We start from the raw sequence: 18,961 nt of genomic DNA on the forward strand, positions 1-18,961 counted from the left end.
CGTCACTCGCTGCGGCGCGAGAACACCGCCCGCAACGCGAAGAACACGATGGCCGCGACGACGAGGACGATCACGAGCTTGCCGATGAACCACAGCAGCGAGAAGAGCACGTCGACCAGGGCCCATGCGATGGCGATGGCGGCGATGACGCCGACCACCGTCCACACCGTGCTCTTGTTCACGCCTTCAGCCTAACGAAGCGCAGCCGCAGCGCCGCCCACCCGCGCGACCGTCCCCTGCCGGATCACGCTGGGTCCCTCGGCGGTGGCTTCGACGGCGAGCTGGGCCGGTAGCTGCTCCTTCATGGCCGCGACGTGGCTGATGACCCCGACCGTGCGCCCGCCCTGGCGCAGCTCGTCGAGCGTGCGCATCGCGAGCTCGAGCGTCTCGTCGTCGAGCGAGCCGAAGCCCTCGTCGACGAAGAGGGTGTCCAGCCGCACCCCGCCGGACCGGGCGGTCACCACCTCGGCGAGCCCCAGCGCGAGGGCGAGTGAGGCGAGGAACGTCTCGCCGCCCGAGAGCGACTGCGCGGGACGGGCCTGTCCCGTGAACGCGTCGACGATCTCGAGGCCGAGGCCCGATGCCGCACCGCGTGCGGCGCGCGCGTCGGTGTGCTGCAGCCGGTACCGGCCGGACGACATGTCGCTCAGACGCACGTTCGCGGCGGCGACGATCTCTTCGAGCTCGGCGGCCAGCACGAAGGTCTCGAGGTCCATCTTCATCGTGTTCGGCGCGCGACCGGCCACCGTGTCGGCCAGGCGCGCGAGCGCGGCCGCCTCCTCGGCGCGTGCGGCCACACCCGCGTACGCGTCGTCGATCTGAACCGCGAGGTCGCGGAGGGTCGTCACGAGCGTCTGCGCGTCGCGCTCGGCGCGTACCGCCGCCGTCCGGACGTCGTCCGCGGCGGCCAGGGCGGCCTGCGTCGCCGCGGTGTCGACCGGCTCCTCGGGAGCCCCGGCCAGCTCCAGCTCGAGTTCCAGCAGCCGCGCCTTGATCGCCGCGCGCTGCGCGTCGTGCTCGGCGACCCGCCTCGCCAGCGCCTCGGTCTCATCCGCCGTCCGCAAGGCTGCGGACGCCTGGTCGGCGTCGGCGAACACGGATGCTGCGACCCGCGCCTGCGCGTCGGCGCGCGCCTGCTCCGCCCGGGCGGCCGCACGATCCGCTTCCGCGCGGGCGTCCGCCGCGGCCTTCGCCGCGTCGCGGACGCTCGTGACGACCGCGACGCGCTCGGCCACGCTCGCGAAGTCTCCTCGCGCCTGCGCCACCACCCCGCGCGCCGCCTCCACGGTCGCCGCCAGCCCGGCGATCGTGGTGCGGGCGTCCGCCAGCTGCTCGGCCAGCGCCGTGCGCGCCGCCTCGGCTTCGGCATCCAGCGCGGCCAGCTCGGCGTGCCGCAGCGCGAGGGCCTCGCGTCGCTGCACCGCCTCTTCGGCGGTCCGGAGCTCCTGGGTCGCCGCTTCGTGTCGTGCGCTGAGCGTCTGCGCGCTCTCACCCCCGGCTCGCGCGGCAGCCTCCGCATGCCGTTCGCGGGCGGCGCGCGCCGCGTCGGCTGCCGTCCGTTCGCGACGGGATGCCGCGTCACGGGCGGCCTCGGCAGCCGCGAGCATGTCGTCGGTCACGGGCTCGTGCGAGGGCTCCGCGGGCGCCGGGTGGGCGGTCGCACCGCAGACCGCGCACGGCTCGCCGTCGCTCAGCGTGGCCGCCAGTTCGCCGGCGTACCCGTCGAGCCGGCGCTGCAGCAGCTGCGCGACCGTCGCCGCGGCCTCTGCGGCCTCGGTGGCGGCATCCCGGTGCGCACGCTCCGCCTCGCGGAGCGCTTCCGCCAGGTGCTCGGCGCTCTCCGCAGCGTGCAGACGGCGTGTCAGCTCGTCGTGGTGAGCGCGCGCGGCGTCCCGTCGCGCGGCCGCCTCGCGCTGCTCCTCGAGCTCGTCGGCCAGGCGCGCGAGCTCCGCGGGGACCGCCGCGCGCTGTTCGTCCAGCCTCTGCAGGTCGGCGGCCAGCCGATCTGCGGCCGCGTGCGCTTCGCTGAGCTCCGCTTCGCCGGCAGCGAGCGCACTCTCCTGCCCCGCGGCGGCGACCCATGTCGCCAGTTCTCCGGTGAGGCGTTCGACCACGGCCGAAAGCTCGTCCGCCGACGAGACGCCGGCCTGCGCGGCGACGCGCTCCCACGCCGCGCCCGCGTCCGCGGCCGCCGATGCGGCGGAGCGGGCTTCGCGTCCGGCGCGATCGGCGGCCTCCAGCGGCGCTCGCAGGAGCTCGGCCGCCCGAGCCCGCGTGAGGTGTACGCGGTCCTTCGCGATCTGCTCGCCCTCGGCCTCGAGGGCCGCCATGCGGGCGCGGGACCGTGCCAGCTCTTCTTGCGCCTTGGCCAGCGCGACCGCGGACGCGTGGGCCGTCTCGGCAGCGGCGCGAGCATCATCGGCGGCGGCACGTTCGCGCACCAGCGTGTCGAGCCGGTACGCCGCGCGCTGCTCGCCCAACTCGATACCGGCGCGCCGCGTGGCCAGGTCCGCCGTCGGCTCCTCCCCCTCGGCGGGTTCGCTGACGAGGTCGCCGGCGCGGATCAGGCGCTCCCCCTGATCCAACAGCGTGCGGGCGCGCTCACCGAGAGCGTCGAGCTCCTGCTGGGCGGCCTTGCTGCGCTCTCCGAGCTCGCGGGCGTACTCCTCGTAGCGTCGGGTGCCGAACAGGGCGCGCAGCAGCGCCTGACGCTCGCCACCTGACGCGAGCAGGAAGCGCGAGAACCGGTTCTGGGCCAGCAGGATGACCTGCTGGAACTGCTGCGCGTTCAGGCCCAGCACCTCGTCGAGCACCAGGCCGACATCCCGCGGCTTGGCTGCGCGCCCGACCCACACGCCGTCGACGAGCTCCTCCAGCTCGGCCCGTGTCGGCTCGGCGGTGAGCCCGCCGCCGCGGCGGGCGGGGCGCAGATATTCGGGGGCGCGCGTGACGCGCCACCGCCGCTCGGCGACGGTGAACTCCAGTCGCACCTCGGTGGGATCCTCCGGCTCGCAGTGGTCGCTGCGCAGGCGCTTGTCGCCCGTCTCGTAGCGCGGCACGGTGCCGTAGAGGGCGAAGCAGACGCCGTCGAGGATGCTCGACTTCCCGGCGCCGGTACGCCCCGTGATCAGGAAGATGCCGTCGGCTTCGAAGGACTCGAAATCCACGATCTGCCGCTCGCGGAAGGGCCCGAACCCCGTGAGCTCCAACCGATGAAGTCTCACGCGGTCGCCTCCACCCGCGTGCGCTGGTCGAGGAGTTCTCCGATGAACTCGGCCTCGCGCGGGGACGCGCCCTCCCCGTCGCGGACGTGGGCGAGGAACGCGTCGACGAGTTCGGCGTCGTTGCGTGCACTGCGGACGCGCTGGGTGTAGGTACGGGCGTCGCCGGCGGCCGTGACCGCGGGTGCGTGACGCACCTCGGCGCAGTGCGGGAACCGCGACAGCAGACGTCGCATCGGATCGCGCTGGGGCAGCGGGTCGGTGTACTCGACGCGGATCCAGTCCGCGGCGTGGGCCATGAACCGCTCTTCGCTCAGCAGCTCGTCGAGCGTCGCGCGGAGCGTCGTGAGGGTGCGCGGCACGGGCAGCGGCAGCCACTCCACCCGGTCGAGTCCGTCGGCGTCGAGGTCCACCAGCCACGAGCCGCGCGGTTTGTGGCCTTCGTCGAAGCTGTAGTGAAGCGGGGCGCCGGCGTAGCGCACGCGGGGGGACAGCTGCTGACGCCCGTGGATGTGGCCCAGTGCCATGTAGTCCACCCCGTCGAACGTCGAGAGGGGGACGATGTCGAGGCCACCCTGCTGGATGTCGCGCTCGAGGTGCGGGGTGGGCTCCACTCCCGCCGCGAAGCAATGCGCGACGGCGACGGTGCGGCCGCCCCGGGCCGCGGCATCCGCCCGCACCAGGTTCATGGCGTGACCCATCACCTCGGCGTGCGAGCGCACGCCCGGCCACGTGGCGCGCAGCAGCACCGGCTCGAGGTAGGGGATGCCGTAGATATGCACGGGTCCGTGCTCGTCCGCCACCGTGATCGGCGTGCCGACCGTTGCCGGGTCGGTGACGACGTGCACGCCGTCGCGCAGCAGCGACGACTGGAATCCCAGTCGTGCCGCCGAGTCGTGGTTGCCGCTGGTGACCACGACGGTGGCGCCCGTGTCGGCCAGGGCGCCGAGCGTATCGGTGAGGAGCGTGTAAGCACCCGCCGCCGGGGTCGCGGAGTCGAAGACGTCGCCGGCCACGATGACCGCGTCGACCCCGTGCTCGCGCACCTGCGCCGTGAGCGCGTCCAGCACACCGCGCAGCGCATCGAGCGTGGCGTGGCCGTGGAACGACCGCCCGATGTGCCAGTCCGAGGTATGCAGGATCCGCATGCAGACACCGTACGTTCCGCTCCCGACATCCCCCGCGAGGCAGGCCGCGTTCGCGGCGACAGCATCGCCTGTGCGTCCGGTGCGCCGGACCGCGTAGCCTCGGTGCCATGTCCTTGCCCGAGGTCTGCGTCGTCTACCTGATCAGGCGCGGCGCCTCCGGCATGGAGGTGCTGCTGGGCGACAAGCGCACGGGGCTCGGACAGGGCAAGATCGTCGGCATCGGCGGCAAGCTCGACCCCGGCGAATCGGCCCACGACGCCGCTGTCCGCGAGGTGCGCGAGGAGGTCGGCGTGCGGATCGAGGCATCCGATCTGCACCTGGCGGGCGCCATCGATTACCACTTCCCCACGCGGCCTGCCTGGTCGCAGCGGTCGACGGTGTTCGTCTGCCGTCGGTGGGCCGGTGAGCCGGTCGAGACCGATGAGATCACCCCGCGCTGGTATGCGCTGGATGCCGTGCCCTACGCGCGCATGTGGGATGACGCGTCCCGCTGGCTTCCCGGCGTGCTGCGCGGCGGCACCGTCGACGCCCGCTTCACGTTCGGCGCCGATCTGGCCACCGTCGTGCTGACCGCGGAGTGAGCCCGGGAAGCAGCCGCCACCCCGCGCCGGATGCCGGCCGATGCCGCCTCGTTCGACGTATCGTGGAGCATGGCGCACATCGCAGACACCGCACCACGTCCCACCGTCGTGGCGCTGGTCGGAGCCGACAGCGACGGGCTCCTGACCGGCCTCGCCGACGTTCCCGCCCTCGTCGCGCTGTCATTGCGCGAGGCCGAGCCGGCCGTCGCCGCGCATCTGGTGGCCTCCGCATCGACGCCGTACGTGATCCATGACGCCGACCCTCTCGAGCACGTCGCGGCGGCGTGGGTCGAGCTCTATGAGGAGCGTGCGACCCTGGGCACACTCGAGATCGAGGTCGACACGCTGCTGTCGCTGTTCGCCTCCGGAGAGGCCGTCATGCCCGACTACTACGTCGTGGCCGGGCCGGAGGCGATCGAAGACACGTGGCGGCACTGGTGGCTCGGGGCGCTCGCACATCACGCGCCCTCCCGCGTGCTGCCGGTCGAGGCATCCGGATCCGCGCTGCGCGCGCGCCTGCGTGCACTGCCGGCCTCGCGCCCGTGGCCGGAGCCGTCGTCGTGGCTGCCCCAGGTGCATTTCGCCATCCCGGACCGGGTGGGGCTGCGCGACGAGACGGGCGCCTCCTGATCCGTGGCCCACGTCGAGGAGTTCGCGCACGCCGGCGCGACGATCGTCGCCGAGCGGCGGGGACGGGGTCACCCCGTCTTCGTGCTCGTCCACGGCATCGGCATGGGGCGCACGGTCTTCGGCGAGCTGGCGCACCAGCTCCACGGCAGCGAGGTGATCGCCCTCGACCTGCCGGGGTACGGCGAAGCACCCGAACCAGAACGCGTGCTCACGATCGAGCGCACGGCGGACCTCGTGGCCGCCTACCTGCGCGCCCGCGTGCGCACCCCCGCGGTGATCGTCGGGCACTCGATGGGCGCCCAGGTCGCGCTCGAGGTCGCCGTGCGGCATCCCGCGGTCACCGAGCGCATCGTGCTGATCGGCCCCACCGTCGACCCGTCGGCACGGACGGCTCCGCGCCAGCTGTGGCGCCTACTGCGCGACATCGCGATCGAGAGCCCTCGCGTGATCGCACGCGGCGCCCGCGAGTACGTCCGAGCCGGTCCGAGGCTGCGTGCGAAGTTCCGCGCGATGCTCGTGCACCGTCCCGAGGACGTGTTGTCGCGCGTGCACGTTCCCGCGCTCGTGCTGCGCGGCGAGGACGATCTGGTCGCGCCCCAGGACTGGTGCCGGCGGGTGGCCGACGGCCTCCCCGACGGTCGCTTGGCGGAGGTTCCCGGCCATGGCCACGAAACGATGATCCGGGATGCCGCTCCCTCCGCACGCCTCATCCGCCGGTTCGCCGAGTCCCCCTGAACGAACACCGCCGCACTGCCCCTTGGCGGTGGATTCCTGCCAAACGCTCCCCGGGCGGCAATGTCGGAACCCCCGCGTAGGTTTCACCCTGTCGCAACCAACGGAGGAAACATGTTCGCTGTCTTCGCCGCCGAACAGCAGTACCACCACGACACCCTGGCCCTGCAGCGCGAGCATGCGCTGCTGGTCTCGATGCGCGAGCGGAGCGCTGTCACCCGGCCCCATCGCATCACCGCCGCCCGCGCCGCCGAACGCCCCCAGCGGGCCGGATGGCCGCGCCCGATCGGCCTGCGGACGCAGGAGGAGTGCACCGCGGCCTGCGCGGTGGCCTGAACCGTCGTCAGCGCTGCTGGTCGCCGGCAGCGCTCCCCGAGAGGGGGCGGTCGGTCCGCTGAGCAGCCGCGTCACGTGCCACCGCGTCACCGATCACCTGTCCGCCGCTGCGCAGCAGCGCCCGGCGCCAGGGCAGGGTTCCCTCGATCTCGATCTGGATCGAGATCGACAGGACCGTCCGGATGAGGACGATCAGGCCCAGGATCGCGGCATCCTCCAGCGACGGCTTCGACGTGATCGTGCGGATGAGGTCGGCTGCCACGAGCACTTCCAGGCCCAGCAGGATCGCCCCGCCGAGCGTCGTGCGCAGCACGCTGAAGGCCTTCTGCCCGCCGTCGCCCCGCAGGAGCGAGCGCGCCCCCAGCACGAGCGCGATGACGAAGCCGATGATCATGGCGGCCGCGCCGATCACCTCGAACCCGACGGCGACGGCGGTGAAGAGGGCCTCCGTGTGCACGCGCCCAGCCTAGGGCCGCGTCACCGCTGCTGCGCGGCGATTCGCGGCCGGGCATCGGGCGGTCGCTCGAGACGACCGCCCGGTGCCCGTCGTCAGGACGCCTGCGGACTGTCGGCGTCGCCGGTGGAGACCTGACGCGCCAGCTCCTGCACGTCGCTGTCGGGAAGCTCGACGCCGGCCTGGTCGAAGCGCTGTCGCAGCACCTCGGCGATCCGTTCCATCGGCTCCGTACCGATGTCCTGCCGCGTCTGCGCCACGATGCCGGTGACCTTCTCGAGGTCCGAGGCGTTGTTCTGCGACATCGCGGGGAGGCGCTGCTCCTGCTCGGTGCCGAGGCCCCCTCTGGTCTGCTGCGCCTCGCTGACCGTCATGGTGTCGCGCCCCTCATCGCTGCCATGGTGATCGGCGCCGTCGATGACTCCGATGCCGACCGCCTCATGGCTCGGTTCGCCGCTGAGCGCGCCCTCCGACGGGCCGGTGGCAGCAGCACCCGTCGGGGCCGTCTGCTGCTGGGAGCCTGCCGGCGCGGCGCCGGCATCCGTCGTCGCCTCTGGTGCGCCACCGCCCTGCTCGGGGGCCTCGGTCCATGTTCCGGCCGGTCGTGCGTCGGCATCCGGCTCCCCCATGGCCGGCGCCGCCGGCTGCTCCTCACGCGTCGGCTCGCCCTCCGCGGGCGTCTCGGCCGCGCCCGCGGCATCCTCGCGATCGGGATAGTTGACTCCCGGCTGCTCGAACTCGTTGCCTGTCGTGCTCATCTCAGGGCTCCTCCCCTCGTCCGGTGTCCGTCGCCATGTCGGGGTCCGCGCCGCGCCGTGCGGCCTCGCCCTCGACCGGGTCGTCCGGCTGGAGCGCGGCATCCGTCAGCAGCTCCGATTCGCTCTGCGCCGCACTCTGCTCGCGCGACTCCTGGTCGTCGACGGGCTCCCAAGCGCCGGCGGGGTCGGCGTCGATGACGCCGTCGGGGACGTTCTGATCGGTCGACCGATCACGATCCATGGGCGTGCTCCTCTCGTCCACCCCCAGCCTCCCCCGGCGGCGGCCCGGGTGACATGGGGTTGACAAGCATCGGCGGACGGTGCCGCCGTGCGCCGTCAGTAGCGCGGCGACAGGATGCTGCGGTGAGCGGGGTTCGCGTCGAACCAGTCCGCGACGTACCAGCACACCGGCACGACCTTGCGATCGCCGCTCTGCTCGAGCTCCGTCACGGCGCGCGCGACGAGCTCTCCGGCATAGCCGTGTCCGCGGAAGGTGGGGATGGTGTAGGCGCGGGTCATCGCCACCGTGCGTCCGTCGTCGCGGTAGTCGAGCACGCTCACCAGGTCGTCTCCCCGGTGCAGTGTGTAGCGCGATGAATCCGTCTCATTCGTGAAGCGCAGCTCGGTCACCCGCACAGGCTACGCCCGTCAGACCTCGCGAGGCCGCACCGCAAGGGATGTCGCGGCGATCGTTCAGCAGCCTCCCGGGGGCGTTCGAGGACGGGCCGTCGGCCGCCGCGCCTCGGCTTCCCTCGTCCACGGCGAGGTCGGCGGGGCGGACGGCATCGCGGATTGAGCAATCTGTCATATTCCGCAACGATCGAGCCGGGGCAGCCGTGCGATTTGACGTATTCCGACAGAGTCGGTAATAATCGGCCACATGACTGACAACGCGCTGTATCTGTCCGCCCGGGAGGCGAACAGGACTGCCGGCATGATGATGGCCGGTCGCGTTGCCATGTGTTGTCGAATGTGCCACTAGCACGGTGACCCCCGTCGGACCCCCTCTCCGCACTGGTTCCTGACGCCCGTCCGCGGGCACGGATCGCAGGGAGTCCCCCGAAGCACCGGTTTCGTGCGTCGATCACGCGCACCCGGATCCGCTTCGCACATCGCCCAACGTCGGGCACAGGCCGCTACCGGCCGCCGGCCTTCTCGCCTCCGACGACCAGGGCCGCAGCACATCCAACCCGGTCTCCGCCATCCGGGTTCCTCCCGCAAGGACCATCATCATGTCGACCACCGCCCTTCTCGACCGCCCCGCCACCACCGCCCCCGTCCGCCACCTGCGGGCCATCGATCACCCCGCTCGCGTCGAGCCGGCCGCCGCGCCAGCTGCGTCGGCCCAGCCTGCCGGCCGCGCACTGCCCGCAGGGACCGCGCCGCGCGGCTTCGCCCTGTACGTCGGCATCGACGAGGCCAAGGCCGCGGCATCCGGTGTGAATCTCGGCGTCCTCGTCGACGCGCTGCGTCGCACCCTCGCCGAGCTGGCTCCGTCGGCGGAGACGTACGCCACCGTCGCGCTCGCGCCGGTCGGCTCCGGAGGCCGCGACGTCGACGTCGTGCGACTCGCGCTTCACGAGCCGTCGGCCGTCGCGCGCACCAAGCAGGAGGAGCCCGAGGACGAGGATCCCGCCGGCGGCGGCGTGGTCGTCGACATCTCCCGCAAGCGCGTGCTCATCGACGGCGAGTCTGCCGCCTTCACGTTCAAGGAGTTCGAGCTGCTGCAGTACCTCGTGCTGCGTGAGGGTCGCACCATCGAGCGCACCGAACTGGTGAGTTCGCTGTGGCAGGGCGCGTCGGACGACGACGCTCCCGGTGAGCGCACCATCGACGTGCACGTGCGCCGCCTGCGCGCCAAGCTCGGGCGCTACGAGGACATCGTCCGGACCGTCCGCGGGGTCGGGTACCGGTTCGACCGTCACGCCGACGTCGTGATCCGCTACGGCCACGGCACGCCCTCGCCCGACCGCTTCTGATCCGCGCCCGTCTCGCCGCCTGCCGAGGCTGCCACGGTCGCGCGAGCATGCCGGGGCATGGTCGAGGCACAAGGGGCATGGTCGGCACACAAGGCGGCATGGTCGAGACACACGGGGCATGGTCGGCTCCGAGGCCACGGGGGCGACGTGGTGTCGGGGGGCAGAGCGTAGGGTGGGCGGCATGACCACCTCGCTCTCGCGCATCCCGCGCACCCGGGATGCCGAGCGCTTCGGTGCACGCGCCGCAGCCACACGCGACCCGCGGCCCGACCACGGCCGGCCGCTGGAGACGGAGTACCGGCCGCGGCATCCGCTGGATCTGCGCCGCACCGTGCTCTTCCAGCGTCGCGGGGCCGGCGACCCGACGATGACGGTGTCGGGGGCGGTCATCTGGCGTGCGAGCCGCACCCCCATGGGCGTGGCGACGCTCGCCGTCCGCGAGACCCATCCGGGCGTGATCCGCGCCGCGGCGTGGGGACCGGGACGCGAGTGGGCGCTCGCGCAGCTTCCGGCCCTGTGCGGCGCCGACGACGACGCGTCGGACTTCGACGCCACGCGGCATCCGCTCATCGCCGACGCCCACCGCCGCAACCCCGGCCTCCGACTCTCCCGCACCGGCCTCGTCTTCGACGCGCTCGCCTGTGCGATCTTCGAGCAGAAGGTGACGGGCATGCAGGCCTTCGCCGCGTGGCGTCGGGTGGTCACGTGGTGCGGCGAGCGCGCGCCGGGCCCCACCCCCGCGCCCATGTTCGCGCCGCCGACCATCGAGGGCTGGCAGCGCGTTCCGTCGTGGCTGTGGCATCGCGCGGGGCTGGAGCCGCCGCAGTCGAGGACCGTGGTCCGCGCCGCGCGGCGTGGGGAGTCGATCGTGCGAGCCGTGCTGGCCGCCGAGGACGGCGAAGCGGTCGACCGCGTGCTGATCAGCCAGCCGGGCATCGGCCCCTGGACCGCGGCCGAGACGCGTACGCGCGCCCTCGGCGACCCCGACGCGGTGAGCGTCGGCGACTACCACCTGGCGCACGAGGTCGGCCACGCGCTCACCGGGCATCGGGTCGACGACGACGGGATGCTGCAGCTCCTGGCCGCGTGGCCGGGCCAGCGTCAGCGGGTGATCCGGCTCATCGGCGCGAGCGGCGTCCGGGAGCCGCGGCGCGGTCCGCGCCTGCATCCCGAAGATCACCGGAACCGCTGAGGGCCGCACACGCTCGGCCCTTGCCGATGTCGGAGGGGGCGACGACACTGGGGGACGCGCCACGCGGCCGGGCGCGGCATCCACCGCCTACCTCAGGAGTTCGACATGCCCAGCCTCAACCCGTATCTCTCGTTCCGCACACAGGCTCGCGAAGCGATGACCTTCTACCAGAGCGTGTTCGGCGGCGACCTCGACATCTCGACGTTCGGCCAGTTCGAGGGCATGGTCCAGGACCCTGCCGAGAGCGACCTCGTGATGCATGCGCAGTTGACCACGCCCGACGGATTCGTCTTGATGGGCGCGGACACCCCGACGAGCATGCCCTATGAGAAGCCCGCCGGAATCTCCGTGTCGGTCAGCGGCGACGACGAGGCGTCGCTGCAGGGCTTCTGGGACAAGCTCGCCGAGGGCGGCAGCGTGACGATTCCCTTCGACACCCCGCCGTGGGGTGGCAAGTTCGGAATGCTCACCGATCGCTACGGCATCGACTGGATGATCGCCGTCAACGCACAGCAGTGAGAACGCGCCCGGCTCCGACGTCGCGTCGGAGCACGGCCGGCGAGCCGGATCAGGCGTAGTCGCTGTCGTCGACGGGCGAGGGGGCCGGACCGAGCGCCTCGATCTCGGCCCACACCTCGTCGGGGATCGTCGTGGCCAGCAGCTCGTCCAGCTGAGCCAGCCGCCGCGTGGACGACACCCCGACGACGGTGGAGTCCACCAGCGGCGAGCGCAGCGAGTAGTGCAGAGCGACCGCGGGCAGCGCGACACCGAACGACGCGCACACGCCTTCCGCCCTCGAGACCCACTCCTGCAGCTCGGCAGACGCGGGTCGATAGCCGTATACGGCTCCCTCTCGCGCGCCGGTGGCGAGGATGCCGGCGCCGAAGGGCGCCGCGTTGAACACCGTCATCCCTCGCTCGCGGGCGTCGGCGAAGACGACCGCAGCGGACTGGTCGACCAGGGTGAAGCGGTTGTGCACCAGCACGGCGTCGAACACGTCCGTCGCCACGTACCGGGCCATCAGCGGCACCGGCCCGGCCGCGACCCCGATGCCGTCGACGCGGCCGGACTCGCGCAGCTCGATGAGCCCCTCGACGGCGCCCCCTCTGCCCATGGCCTCGTCGAACGTGACGGTGTACGGGTCGTGAAGATGCAGGAGCGGCAGGCGGTCCACACCGAGCCGCGCGGTGGTCTCGTCGAACGAGCGCAGCACGCGCTCCCGGTCGAAGACGCCCGTCCCCGGCTCGCAGTCGACCTTCGAGATCACCCGTGTGCCGGCGCCCGGCTCCAGGGGATCGGCCGCCGCTGCGTCCACCTGTGCGATGGCCAGGCCGAGCACCGCCTCCGACCGGCCGCCCGCGTAGTTGTTCGACGTGTCGACGAAGGCGTGGGGCCCGGCGAACAGCTCCCGGGCGAACGCGACGGCCGCCTCTTCTCCGGGGGAGCCGGGGACGGTGTCGCGTCCCAGGCCGGAGGTGCCGAGCGTGATCGGGCTGACGTTGAGGGTCATGACATCCGTTCCGTGTGGGGTCCGTCGTCTCCAACCTATCGGGGCCGGGGTGCCGCGCCGCCGGTGCGCGTGGCGCGGCCCTAGGCTGTGGGCATGACCACGACGCGTAGGGGCTGGACACGAGGGCACTCGGGCTGGGCCTTCGGCACCGCCCTCATGTTCACACTCGGGATCGTCTTCGGACTGATCTGGGGCAACGTGCTGCTGGGCGTCGTGCTCGCCGCCGCCGTGTCCGTCGGCTGGCTCCTGGCGTACGAGTCCTGGCGCGGTCGCAACGTCGGTCTGGAGAACCGGGACGACGACGGAGCCCAGCTCTAGCGGAGCCGCCGCGCACGGGCTCTTCCACGACCCGCGCCCTCGTCGTATCGTGAGCGCGAGGAGGTGGTCCGCATGCAAGCGAGCGTCGGCGACCGTGTCATCATCCACGGTCGCATCGTCGGAGCGACGGAGCGCGCCGGCGAGGTCATCGAAGTCCGCGGTAGCACCCAGAGCCCGCTGCTCGTCGTGCGCTACGACGACGGGCACGAGGCGATCCTGTCACCGGGAAGCGACTGCGAAGTCCGCCACGCGTCCTGACACCGCCATCACCGAGGCGTCAGCCCAGCAGCTCCGGCCGAGACGGCGCCTGGCCCAGCACGTGCTCCGCGAGGAATGCGAAGACCGTCTCGTACCAGATGACCGCGTGCTGGGGACGCAGGACCCAGTGGTTCTCATCCGGGAAGTACAGGAACCGGTGCGGCATGCGGCCGTCCTCGTCCGCGTGATGCTCGGCGAGCTCCGACCACAGCCGCAGGCCCTCGCCGATCGGGACCCGGTAGTCCTTGTCGCCGTGCACGACGAGCAGGGGCGTGCGGATGTCGCGCACGAACTGATGCGGTGAGTTCTCGGCCATCGCCTCGGGCGTGAAGATGCGCTGCCAGTACTCGGAGCTGTCGGTGGTGCCGGCGAACTGATCCAGCGCCCACAGGCTCGCGTGCGTCACGATGGCGCGGAAGCGGTCGGTGTGACCGGCGACCCAGTTCGCCATGTACCCGCCGAAGGATCCGCCCATGGCGGCCGTGCGGGTCTGGTCGATGTCGTCGCGGCTCTCGACGGCGTCGGTGATCGTGAGCAGGTCGGTGTACGGCTTGCCGCCCCAGCTGTTCCACCCGCGCGCGATGAAGTCCAGACCGTACCCCGTCGACAGCGCCGGGTCCGGCAGCAGCACGGCATACCCGCGCGCGACCGCGAGCAGCGGCGCCCACCGCCAGCTCCACGCGTTCCAGCTGTTCAGCGGACCGCCGTGGATCCACAGCAGCAGCGGCGCGGGGGCATCCGCCGATGCGCCCTCGGGCAGCAGCAGCCAGCCGCGCACGCGAGCCCCGTCCTCGGCAGCCGCCTCGACCTCCGTGATCGCGCCGGGGGCCGCCGGCGCCGGCGCCGGCGTGGCAAGCTCCGTCACGGCGCCGTCGGTGCCGATGCGCACCGGGTGGGGCGGCACCACCCACGAAGAACGCAGCGCCACCAGGTCGCCGCTTGCCTGATCGACCGCGACATGCGTATAGGCGAAGTCGTCGTCGGTGAGCCGCTGCGGGTCGCCGCCGTCCAGCGGGATGCGGAAGATCGGCCCGCGGCCGTCGTCATCGGCGGTGGCGATGAGCGCCGCGTCGTCGGCGGCGAACGCGAGCGACGTCGCCCAGCGGTCCCAGTCGGAGGCGATGCGGAGTGCCTCGGTGCCGTCCAGGCGCGCCACCCAGACCTCGGAGTCGGTGGGCGCGTGCGGCGTGCTCTTGAGCGTGCGGAGGAACGCGATCCGCGTGCCGTCATGGCTCACGGCGGGCATCTCGAAGTCCACGCCGATCTCGTCGAAGAGGGTGGTGCGCTCGCCCGAGGCGGTGTCGATGGCCACGATGACGCGGCGGCCGGAGCGCTGCTCACGCTGCTCCAACGACGCGACGAGGGTCGCGCCGTCCGGCGTGAGCACGGCTTCCGCATGGTCGGCCGAGCGCCCCGGCTTCGGGGTGAGGTCCCGTGGCCGGGGCAGTGTCGCGGGGTACGGCTTCTCGTCCGAGGCGGATGCCGGAGCATCGGCGTCGTCGGACGCAACGGCCTCCTCCGCGACGACGGCAGCGATCGAGTCCTGGAGGGCGCCGGTGTCCAGCGCGAGCAGGTGCGGCTCGGCCGGGCCCAGGTCGTGGTCCCAGAACCTCACCGGGTACGTCTCGTGGAGGATCGCCGAGACCTTCTTCTCCTTGCGCTTGGCCCGCAGGGACGCCTCGCTCTCCAGCGTGTCGGCGCCGGGGAGGAGGGAGGCGGCGATCACGACGCGGTCCGAGGCCGCAGCCGTCGCCGCGATGCCGTCGACGCCGCCGGCGAGGCGAGTGACCGGTCGCGCTTCGCCGCCGGCCGCCGGAAGCAGCCACAGCTGACCGGACTCGTCGTCGGAATCGCCTTCGGCGTCGGGCCGAGCAGACACGAACAGCACATCGCCGGCGGCGGTGAAGGCGGCACCCGCCTCACCCTTCGCCGACCGGGTGAGGCGGCGCGGCACACCGCCGCCGGACGCGGGAACCGCCCACAGCGCGCGCTCGTAGCCGGTCGCGTCCTTCTTCAGCGCGGCGACGGTCAGGACCGCTGTCGTCCCGTCCGGCGACAACGCGACGGCCTCTACCCGGGGCAGTGCGATGTATTCGTCGAGGGAATCGAAGGGGGTCGCCATGAACCCCACGCTAACGGAACGGTTCTGACCCCGCGAACGACGGCGTCAGCCCCACTGGGTGAGCTTGTCGGGATTGCGCATGACGTACACGTCGGCGATCCGGCCGTCCTGCACGCGCAGCGAGAACAGGGAGTCGACCTTGCCTGCGATCCTCGCCAGGAACGCGATGCCGTCGGGCGTCTGCACCGGCTCGAGCCGGGCGTCGGGCTCCAGCCGGGGAAGGCCGAGGACGAAGCGGGCAACCCGGTCCGCACCCAGGACCGGCCGGCGCGCGGCGGACACCCGCCCGCCGCCGTCCGAGCGCAGCACGACATCGGGATCGAGCACCGCCACGAGCGCGTCGAGATCGCCGTGGGTGGCGGCGGCCGCGAACGCCCGCGCGACGGCGTCGTGCTCCGTCCGCGACGCCGCACGCGCGCGCTGGTCGCGCACCCGGCGCCGCGCCTGCGAGGCGAGCTGCCGTACCGCGTCGGGACTGCGCCCGACCGTCTCGGCGATCTCGGCGAAGGGCACGCCGAACACGTCGTGCAGCACGAACGACACCCGCTCGGCGGGTGTCAGCGCGTCCAGCACCACCAGGAGCGCCATCGACACCGAATCGTCGAGCGTCACGCGGTCGATCGGATCGACCGGCGCCGAGGTCGCCAGCGGCGAGTCTCCCGGCACGGGCTCCGGCAGCCACTCCCCCACATAGCTCTCTCTGCGTGCGCGTGCCGATCCCAGCATGTCGAGGCAGATGCGTCCCGCGACGCGGGTGAGCCACGCTCCCGGGTTGCGGATCGCGGCGCGTTCGGCGTCCGGCAGCCGCAGCCACCGCAGGTAGGTCTCCTGTACCGCGTCCTCCGCGTCGGCGACCGTGCCGAGCATCCGATAGCACAGCCCCAGCAGCGTGCGCCGTTCGCCTTCGACCTCGTCCACAGCCGGCATCCTTCCCGCGGCTCAGCCGCCCGTCCGGTCGGCCGATCCCGTCGCCTCACATTCTCGCCGGTCACGTCGTCGGTTAAGCGGAACACCCCGCGCCGGCGGGATGAAAGGAGTCATGTCATGAGAATCGCGGTCGCCGGAGGCACCGGAGTGGTCGGACGCCACGTCGTGGAATCCCTGCGGGACGCGGGGCATGAGGCGGTGGTACTCAGCCGCAGCACGGGGGTCGATCTCACCACGGGCGCCGGGCTGGATGCCGCCCTCGCGGGCGCCGACGCGATCGTCGACACCGCGAACCTGTCGACGATGTCGGCGGACGAGGCCACCCGGTTCTTCCAGACCTCGACGGGGAACCTCGTCGCCGCCGCCGAGCGGGCGGGTGTGGGCCATGTGGTGCTGCTGTCGATTGTGGGGATCGACCGGATGCCGCATGACTACTACGCGGGAAAGCTCGCGCAGGAACGCGTGGTCGAGACCGCGCGGGTGCCCTGGACGATCCAGCGGGCCACGCAGTTCCACGAGTTCGCGGCGCAACTGTTCGACGCGGCGAAGGTCGGCCCGCTGCACATCGCGCCACGCGCCCGCGTGCAGCCGATCGCCGCCCGCGAGGTGGGTGCGCGGCTGGCTGCGCTGGCCGCCGGCGCGCCGCAGGGGCGCACCACGGATCTCGCGGGACCCCGCGAGGAGCGGCTGGACGAGATGGTGAAGGCGTACGCCCGTCGCACCGGCCACCGCGGCTGGATGCCGGCGCTGAGCCTGCCCGGTGCGCAGATGAAGGGCATGCGCGAAGGGCTGGCCCTGCCCGGCCCGGACGCGGTGCTGGGCACGCAGACCTTCGCGGCCTGGCTCGACGAGATCGGCTGAAACCCCGGCGACCCGGCCGCCGGCGATAGAGTCGACGGACACCTGGGAGGACCCGTGAGACTCGCCGTCGCCGGCGGCACCGGCATGGCCGGTGCTCACATCACCGCCGTCGCGCATGAGCGCGGCCACGAGGTGGTCGTGCTCTCGCGCAGCACGGGTGTCGAGCTGCTCAGCGGCGCCGGCCTGCAGGGGCGGCTGGAGGGTGTGGATGCCGTCATCGACGCGACGAATGTCACCACGGCCAAGCCCGACGTCTCGGTGTCGTTCTTCGCCGGCGCCACCAAGAGCCTGCTGCGGGCCGAGCAGCTCGCCGGAGTGAGGCACCATCTGGCGCTCACGATCGTCGGTGCCGAAGCGGCCCCCGACGGCTACTACGCGGGCAAGCTGGTGCAGGAGCGACTGGTCTCGACCAGTGACGTGCCGTGGACCGTCCTGCGGACCACCCAGTTCCACGAGTACGCCGCCATGATGTTCCACCGCTCGCACGCGGGTGCGCATGTGGCACCTGCCGGGCGCGTGCAGCCCGTCGCCCTCCACGAGGTGGCCGAGCACCTGGTCGATCTGGCCGAGGGCGAAGCGGCGGGACGCACGACCGACCTCGCGGGCCCGCGCGAGGAGAGCCTCGCCGACATGGTGCGCCGCTACGCGCGCGCCATCGGGTATCGCCGTCCGGTTCCGATCGTGCACACACCCGGCACGCTCGGGCGCGCATTGCGGTCCGGAGCGCTGCTTCCCGGCACGACGGCGCTGCGGGGCGTCCAGACGTTCAGCGAATGGCTCGACGCCCTCCCCGACGCCTGAGACCTGGACCGTCGCCCGCTACATCTCCTCGTGCGTGAGCGGGTCGCCGTCCCACAGACGGCCGCGCTCGAGGCCGGTGATGGCCGCCACCTGTTCGTCGGTCAGACGGAAGCCGAACACGTCCGCGTTCTCGCGCTGACGGTCGGCGTCGGCCGACTTCGGGATGGGCGTGCTGCCGATCTGCGTGTGCCAGCGGAGCACGATCTGCGTCGGGGTGACCTCGTAGACGGTGGCGAGCTCGTTCAGCAGCTGCTCGGTGAGCAGTTCGCTGCGCCGGGCCAGCGGGCTCCAGCTCTCGGTGCGGATGCCGTGCGTGGCGTGGAACGCACGCAGACGCTCTTGCGGGAAGTAGGGGTGCAGCTCGACCTGGTTCACGGCCGGCACGACGCCGGTCTCCTCGATCAGCTCGGTGATCATCTCCTCGGTGAAGTTCGAGACGCCGATCGACTCCACCAGACCCTGCTCTCGCGCCTGGATCATGCCGCGCCACGTGTCGACATAGCGCCCGACGCTCGGGTTCGGCCAGTGGATGAGGTGCAGATCGATGCGGTCCAGGCCCAGGGCGTCCAGCGAGCCCTTGATGCTGTCGATCGCTTCGTCCCGGCCGTGATGGCGGCCCGGGATCTTGGACGTGATCCGTAGGCTCTTGCGGTCGACGCCGCTGCGCCGGACCGCCTCGCCGACCTCGCGCTCGTTCTCGTAGTTGACCGCGGTGTCGAGCAGCCGGTAGCCGGACTCGATCGCCGACACCATGGCGGCGATCCCCTCCTCGCCCCGCAGGTTGTAGGTGCCCAGTCCCAGCTCGGGGAACCAGGTGCCGTCGTTCAGGGTCACGGTCGGGATCGCGCTCATGCTCCTATCCTGGCCCGTTGCGGCGACCGCGCCCGTCAGGGCAGCTCGTCGACGTCGATCTCGCCCTGCGTGGCGGCGCGCTCGTCGGCTTCCGCGCTGTCGACCCGGTCGTCTGCGGCGTCCGGGTCGAGCGGCCGGTCGTCGTCACCCGTGACGACCTCTTCGAGAGGCATGTCCGGGTCGTCGGCGGGTCCTTCGTAGGGAAGCTGATTGGTCATTGTGCTCTCCTTCTCGCTGCTCCGAACGTAAGGTCGCACCTCGCGGACCGAAGGGGGCTTGCG

The 18,961-nt window shown here is 72.4% G+C and carries 23 protein-coding genes; 11 read left to right on the plus strand and 12 right to left on the minus strand.

Annotated elements, in window-relative coordinates; translation table 11 throughout:
• Positions 1 to 2 precede the first annotated feature (2 nt).
• The 3 genes from C9992_RS07155 to C9992_RS07165 are packed head-to-tail and all read right to left on the minus strand — an operon-like array spanning position 3 to position 4,369.
• Entirely contained in the window at positions 3 to 182 is a 180-nt protein-coding gene (locus C9992_RS07155; protein ID WP_106814902.1) for a hypothetical protein, read from the minus strand.
• Between the two features lie 9 nt (positions 183 to 191).
• A complete protein-coding gene (locus C9992_RS07160) occupies positions 192 to 3,224 on the minus strand; it encodes an AAA family ATPase (RefSeq protein ID WP_106814903.1) in 3,033 nt (1,010 codons plus the stop codon).
• Positions 3,221 to 4,369, minus strand: a complete 1,149-nt coding sequence (locus C9992_RS07165) for an exonuclease SbcCD subunit D (RefSeq protein ID WP_106814904.1) — start codon at positions 4,367 to 4,369, stop codon at positions 3,221 to 3,223. Before C9992_RS07165 ends, C9992_RS07160 begins: the two co-directional genes overlap by 4 nt.
• A gap of 107 nt (positions 4,370 to 4,476) precedes the next feature.
• Here C9992_RS07165 and C9992_RS07170 point away from each other — a divergent pair, with 107 nt between their 5' ends.
• From C9992_RS07170 to C9992_RS07185, 4 genes are all read left to right on the plus strand, one after another.
• The gene (locus C9992_RS07170) at positions 4,477 to 4,950 is read left to right on the plus strand and encodes an 8-oxo-dGTP diphosphatase (RefSeq protein WP_106814905.1); all 474 of its coding nucleotides are present in this window, start codon (positions 4,477 to 4,479) and stop codon (positions 4,948 to 4,950) included.
• Between the two features lie 69 nt (positions 4,951 to 5,019).
• A complete protein-coding gene (locus C9992_RS07175) occupies positions 5,020 to 5,580 on the plus strand; it encodes a hypothetical protein (RefSeq protein ID WP_106815308.1) in 561 nt (186 codons plus the stop codon).
• Between the two features lie 3 nt (positions 5,581 to 5,583).
• A complete protein-coding gene (locus tag C9992_RS07180; RefSeq protein WP_106814906.1) occupies positions 5,584 to 6,315 on the plus strand; it encodes an alpha/beta fold hydrolase in 732 nt (243 codons plus the stop codon).
• A 111-nt stretch (positions 6,316 to 6,426) separates the two neighbouring features.
• Entirely contained in the window at positions 6,427 to 6,648 is a 222-nt protein-coding gene (locus C9992_RS07185; protein WP_106814907.1) for a hypothetical protein, read from the plus strand.
• Between the two features lie 7 nt (positions 6,649 to 6,655).
• Here C9992_RS07185 and C9992_RS07190 read toward each other — a convergent pair whose 3' ends face one another.
• The 4 genes from C9992_RS07190 to C9992_RS07205 all read right to left on the minus strand — a co-directional run bounded on the left by C9992_RS07190 (position 6,656) and on the right by C9992_RS07205 (position 8,490).
• Positions 6,656 to 7,105, minus strand: coding sequence for a DUF1622 domain-containing protein (locus tag C9992_RS07190; protein ID WP_106814908.1), 450 nt, complete (start codon positions 7,103 to 7,105; stop codon positions 6,656 to 6,658).
• 92 nt (positions 7,106 to 7,197) lie between these two features.
• Positions 7,198 to 7,860, minus strand: a complete 663-nt coding sequence (locus C9992_RS18350; RefSeq protein WP_235008098.1) for a hypothetical protein — start codon at positions 7,858 to 7,860, stop codon at positions 7,198 to 7,200.
• A gap of 1 nt (position 7,861) precedes the next feature.
• Positions 7,862 to 8,101: a hypothetical protein gene (locus tag C9992_RS07200; protein WP_106814909.1), complete on the minus strand. Its 240-nt coding sequence runs from the start codon at positions 8,099 to 8,101 to the stop codon at positions 7,862 to 7,864.
• 95 nt (positions 8,102 to 8,196) lie between these two features.
• Entirely contained in the window at positions 8,197 to 8,490 is a 294-nt protein-coding gene (locus C9992_RS07205; protein ID WP_106814910.1) for a GNAT family N-acetyltransferase, read from the minus strand.
• 602 nt (positions 8,491 to 9,092) lie between these two features.
• Here C9992_RS07205 and C9992_RS07210 point away from each other — a divergent pair.
• The 3 genes from C9992_RS07210 to C9992_RS07220 all read left to right on the plus strand — a co-directional run bounded on the left by C9992_RS07210 (position 9,093) and on the right by C9992_RS07220 (position 11,550).
• Positions 9,093 to 9,839, plus strand: coding sequence for a winged helix-turn-helix domain-containing protein (locus tag C9992_RS07210; protein ID WP_106814911.1), 747 nt, complete (start codon positions 9,093 to 9,095; stop codon positions 9,837 to 9,839).
• A 181-nt stretch (positions 9,840 to 10,020) separates the two neighbouring features.
• Complete coding sequence (locus C9992_RS07215) at positions 10,021 to 11,031, plus strand: DNA-3-methyladenine glycosylase family protein (protein WP_200826247.1); 1,011 nt, start codon at positions 10,021 to 10,023, stop codon at positions 11,029 to 11,031.
• Between the two features lie 105 nt (positions 11,032 to 11,136).
• Positions 11,137 to 11,550 (plus strand): VOC family protein, encoded by a 414-nt coding sequence (locus C9992_RS07220; protein WP_106814912.1) that lies wholly within the window; start codon positions 11,137 to 11,139, stop codon positions 11,548 to 11,550.
• A gap of 49 nt (positions 11,551 to 11,599) precedes the next feature.
• Here C9992_RS07220 and C9992_RS07225 read toward each other — a convergent pair whose 3' ends face one another.
• Positions 11,600 to 12,541 (minus strand): aldo/keto reductase, encoded by a 942-nt coding sequence (locus C9992_RS07225; RefSeq protein WP_106814913.1) that lies wholly within the window; start codon positions 12,539 to 12,541, stop codon positions 11,600 to 11,602.
• Between the two features lie 93 nt (positions 12,542 to 12,634).
• Between C9992_RS07225 and C9992_RS07230 the strand changes: the two genes are divergently transcribed.
• Positions 12,635 to 12,859, plus strand: a complete 225-nt coding sequence (locus tag C9992_RS07230; RefSeq protein WP_106814914.1) for a hypothetical protein — start codon at positions 12,635 to 12,637, stop codon at positions 12,857 to 12,859.
• 72 nt (positions 12,860 to 12,931) lie between these two features.
• A complete protein-coding gene (locus tag C9992_RS07235; RefSeq protein ID WP_106814915.1) occupies positions 12,932 to 13,117 on the plus strand; it encodes a DUF1918 domain-containing protein in 186 nt (61 codons plus the stop codon).
• A gap of 19 nt (positions 13,118 to 13,136) precedes the next feature.
• Here the strand turns inward: C9992_RS07235 and C9992_RS07240 are convergent, their stop codons facing one another.
• Positions 13,137 to 15,239: a S9 family peptidase gene (locus C9992_RS07240; protein WP_106814916.1), complete on the minus strand. Its 2,103-nt coding sequence runs from the start codon at positions 15,237 to 15,239 to the stop codon at positions 13,137 to 13,139.
• Positions 15,240 to 15,284: 45 nt separating this feature from the next.
• Positions 15,285 to 16,166 carry an RNA polymerase sigma factor SigJ gene (sigJ, locus tag C9992_RS07245; RefSeq protein ID WP_106814917.1) on the minus strand — a complete coding sequence of 294 codons (882 nt, stop codon included), beginning with the start codon at positions 16,164 to 16,166 and terminating at the stop codon, positions 15,285 to 15,287.
• A 117-nt stretch (positions 16,167 to 16,283) separates the two neighbouring features.
• Here sigJ and C9992_RS07250 point away from each other — a divergent pair, with 117 nt between their 5' ends.
• Together C9992_RS07250 and C9992_RS07255 are read left to right on the plus strand one after the other, a co-directional pair.
• Positions 16,284 to 17,027 carry an SDR family oxidoreductase gene (locus tag C9992_RS07250; protein WP_106814918.1) on the plus strand — a complete coding sequence of 248 codons (744 nt, stop codon included), beginning with the start codon at positions 16,284 to 16,286 and terminating at the stop codon, positions 17,025 to 17,027.
• Positions 17,028 to 17,081: 54 nt separating this feature from the next.
• Complete coding sequence (locus tag C9992_RS07255; protein WP_106814919.1) at positions 17,082 to 17,828, plus strand: SDR family oxidoreductase; 747 nt, start codon at positions 17,082 to 17,084, stop codon at positions 17,826 to 17,828.
• A gap of 18 nt (positions 17,829 to 17,846) precedes the next feature.
• Here C9992_RS07255 and C9992_RS07260 read toward each other — a convergent pair whose 3' ends face one another.
• Entirely contained in the window at positions 17,847 to 18,680 is an 834-nt protein-coding gene (locus C9992_RS07260) for an aldo/keto reductase (protein ID WP_106814920.1), read from the minus strand.
• Between the two features lie 35 nt (positions 18,681 to 18,715).
• Entirely contained in the window at positions 18,716 to 18,898 is a 183-nt protein-coding gene (locus tag C9992_RS07265) for a hypothetical protein (RefSeq protein WP_106814921.1), read from the minus strand.
• Positions 18,899 to 18,961: the final 63 nt, after the last annotated feature.

This window comes from Microbacterium timonense (assembly GCF_900292075.1).
GTDB lineage: Bacteria > Actinomycetota > Actinomycetes > Actinomycetales > Microbacteriaceae > Microbacterium > Microbacterium timonense.

Coding starts and splice junctions, on each gene's coding strand:
- C9992_RS07165 (WP_106814904.1), bottom strand. CDS start 4,369: ATGCGGATCCTGCATACCTCGGACTGGCACATCGGGCGGTCGTTCCAC.
- C9992_RS07170 (WP_106814905.1), top strand. CDS start 4,477: ATGTCCTTGCCCGAGGTCTGCGTCGTCTACCTGATCAGGCGCGGCGCC.
- C9992_RS07175 (WP_106815308.1), top strand. CDS start 5,020: ATGGCGCACATCGCAGACACCGCACCACGTCCCACCGTCGTGGCGCTG.
- C9992_RS07185 (WP_106814907.1), top strand. CDS start 6,427: ATGTTCGCTGTCTTCGCCGCCGAACAGCAGTACCACCACGACACCCTG.
- C9992_RS18350 (WP_235008098.1), bottom strand. CDS start 7,860: ATGAGCACGACAGGCAACGAGTTCGAGCAGCCGGGAGTCAACTATCCC.
- C9992_RS07200 (WP_106814909.1), bottom strand. CDS start 8,101: ATGGATCGTGATCGGTCGACCGATCAGAACGTCCCCGACGGCGTCATC.
- C9992_RS07210 (WP_106814911.1), top strand. CDS start 9,093: ATGTCGACCACCGCCCTTCTCGACCGCCCCGCCACCACCGCCCCCGTC.
- C9992_RS07215 (WP_200826247.1), top strand. CDS start 10,021: ATGACCACCTCGCTCTCGCGCATCCCGCGCACCCGGGATGCCGAGCGC.
- C9992_RS07220 (WP_106814912.1), top strand. CDS start 11,137: ATGCCCAGCCTCAACCCGTATCTCTCGTTCCGCACACAGGCTCGCGAA.
- C9992_RS07225 (WP_106814913.1), bottom strand. CDS start 12,541: ATGACCCTCAACGTCAGCCCGATCACGCTCGGCACCTCCGGCCTGGGA.
- C9992_RS07230 (WP_106814914.1), top strand. CDS start 12,635: ATGACCACGACGCGTAGGGGCTGGACACGAGGGCACTCGGGCTGGGCC.
- C9992_RS07235 (WP_106814915.1), top strand. CDS start 12,932: ATGCAAGCGAGCGTCGGCGACCGTGTCATCATCCACGGTCGCATCGTC.
- C9992_RS07240 (WP_106814916.1), bottom strand. CDS start 15,239: ATGGCGACCCCCTTCGATTCCCTCGACGAATACATCGCACTGCCCCGG.
- sigJ (WP_106814917.1), bottom strand. CDS start 16,166: ATGCCGGCTGTGGACGAGGTCGAAGGCGAACGGCGCACGCTGCTGGGG.
- C9992_RS07250 (WP_106814918.1), top strand. CDS start 16,284: ATGAGAATCGCGGTCGCCGGAGGCACCGGAGTGGTCGGACGCCACGTC.
- C9992_RS07260 (WP_106814920.1), bottom strand. CDS start 18,680: ATGAGCGCGATCCCGACCGTGACCCTGAACGACGGCACCTGGTTCCCC.
- C9992_RS07265 (WP_106814921.1), bottom strand. CDS start 18,898: ATGACCAATCAGCTTCCCTACGAAGGACCCGCCGACGACCCGGACATG.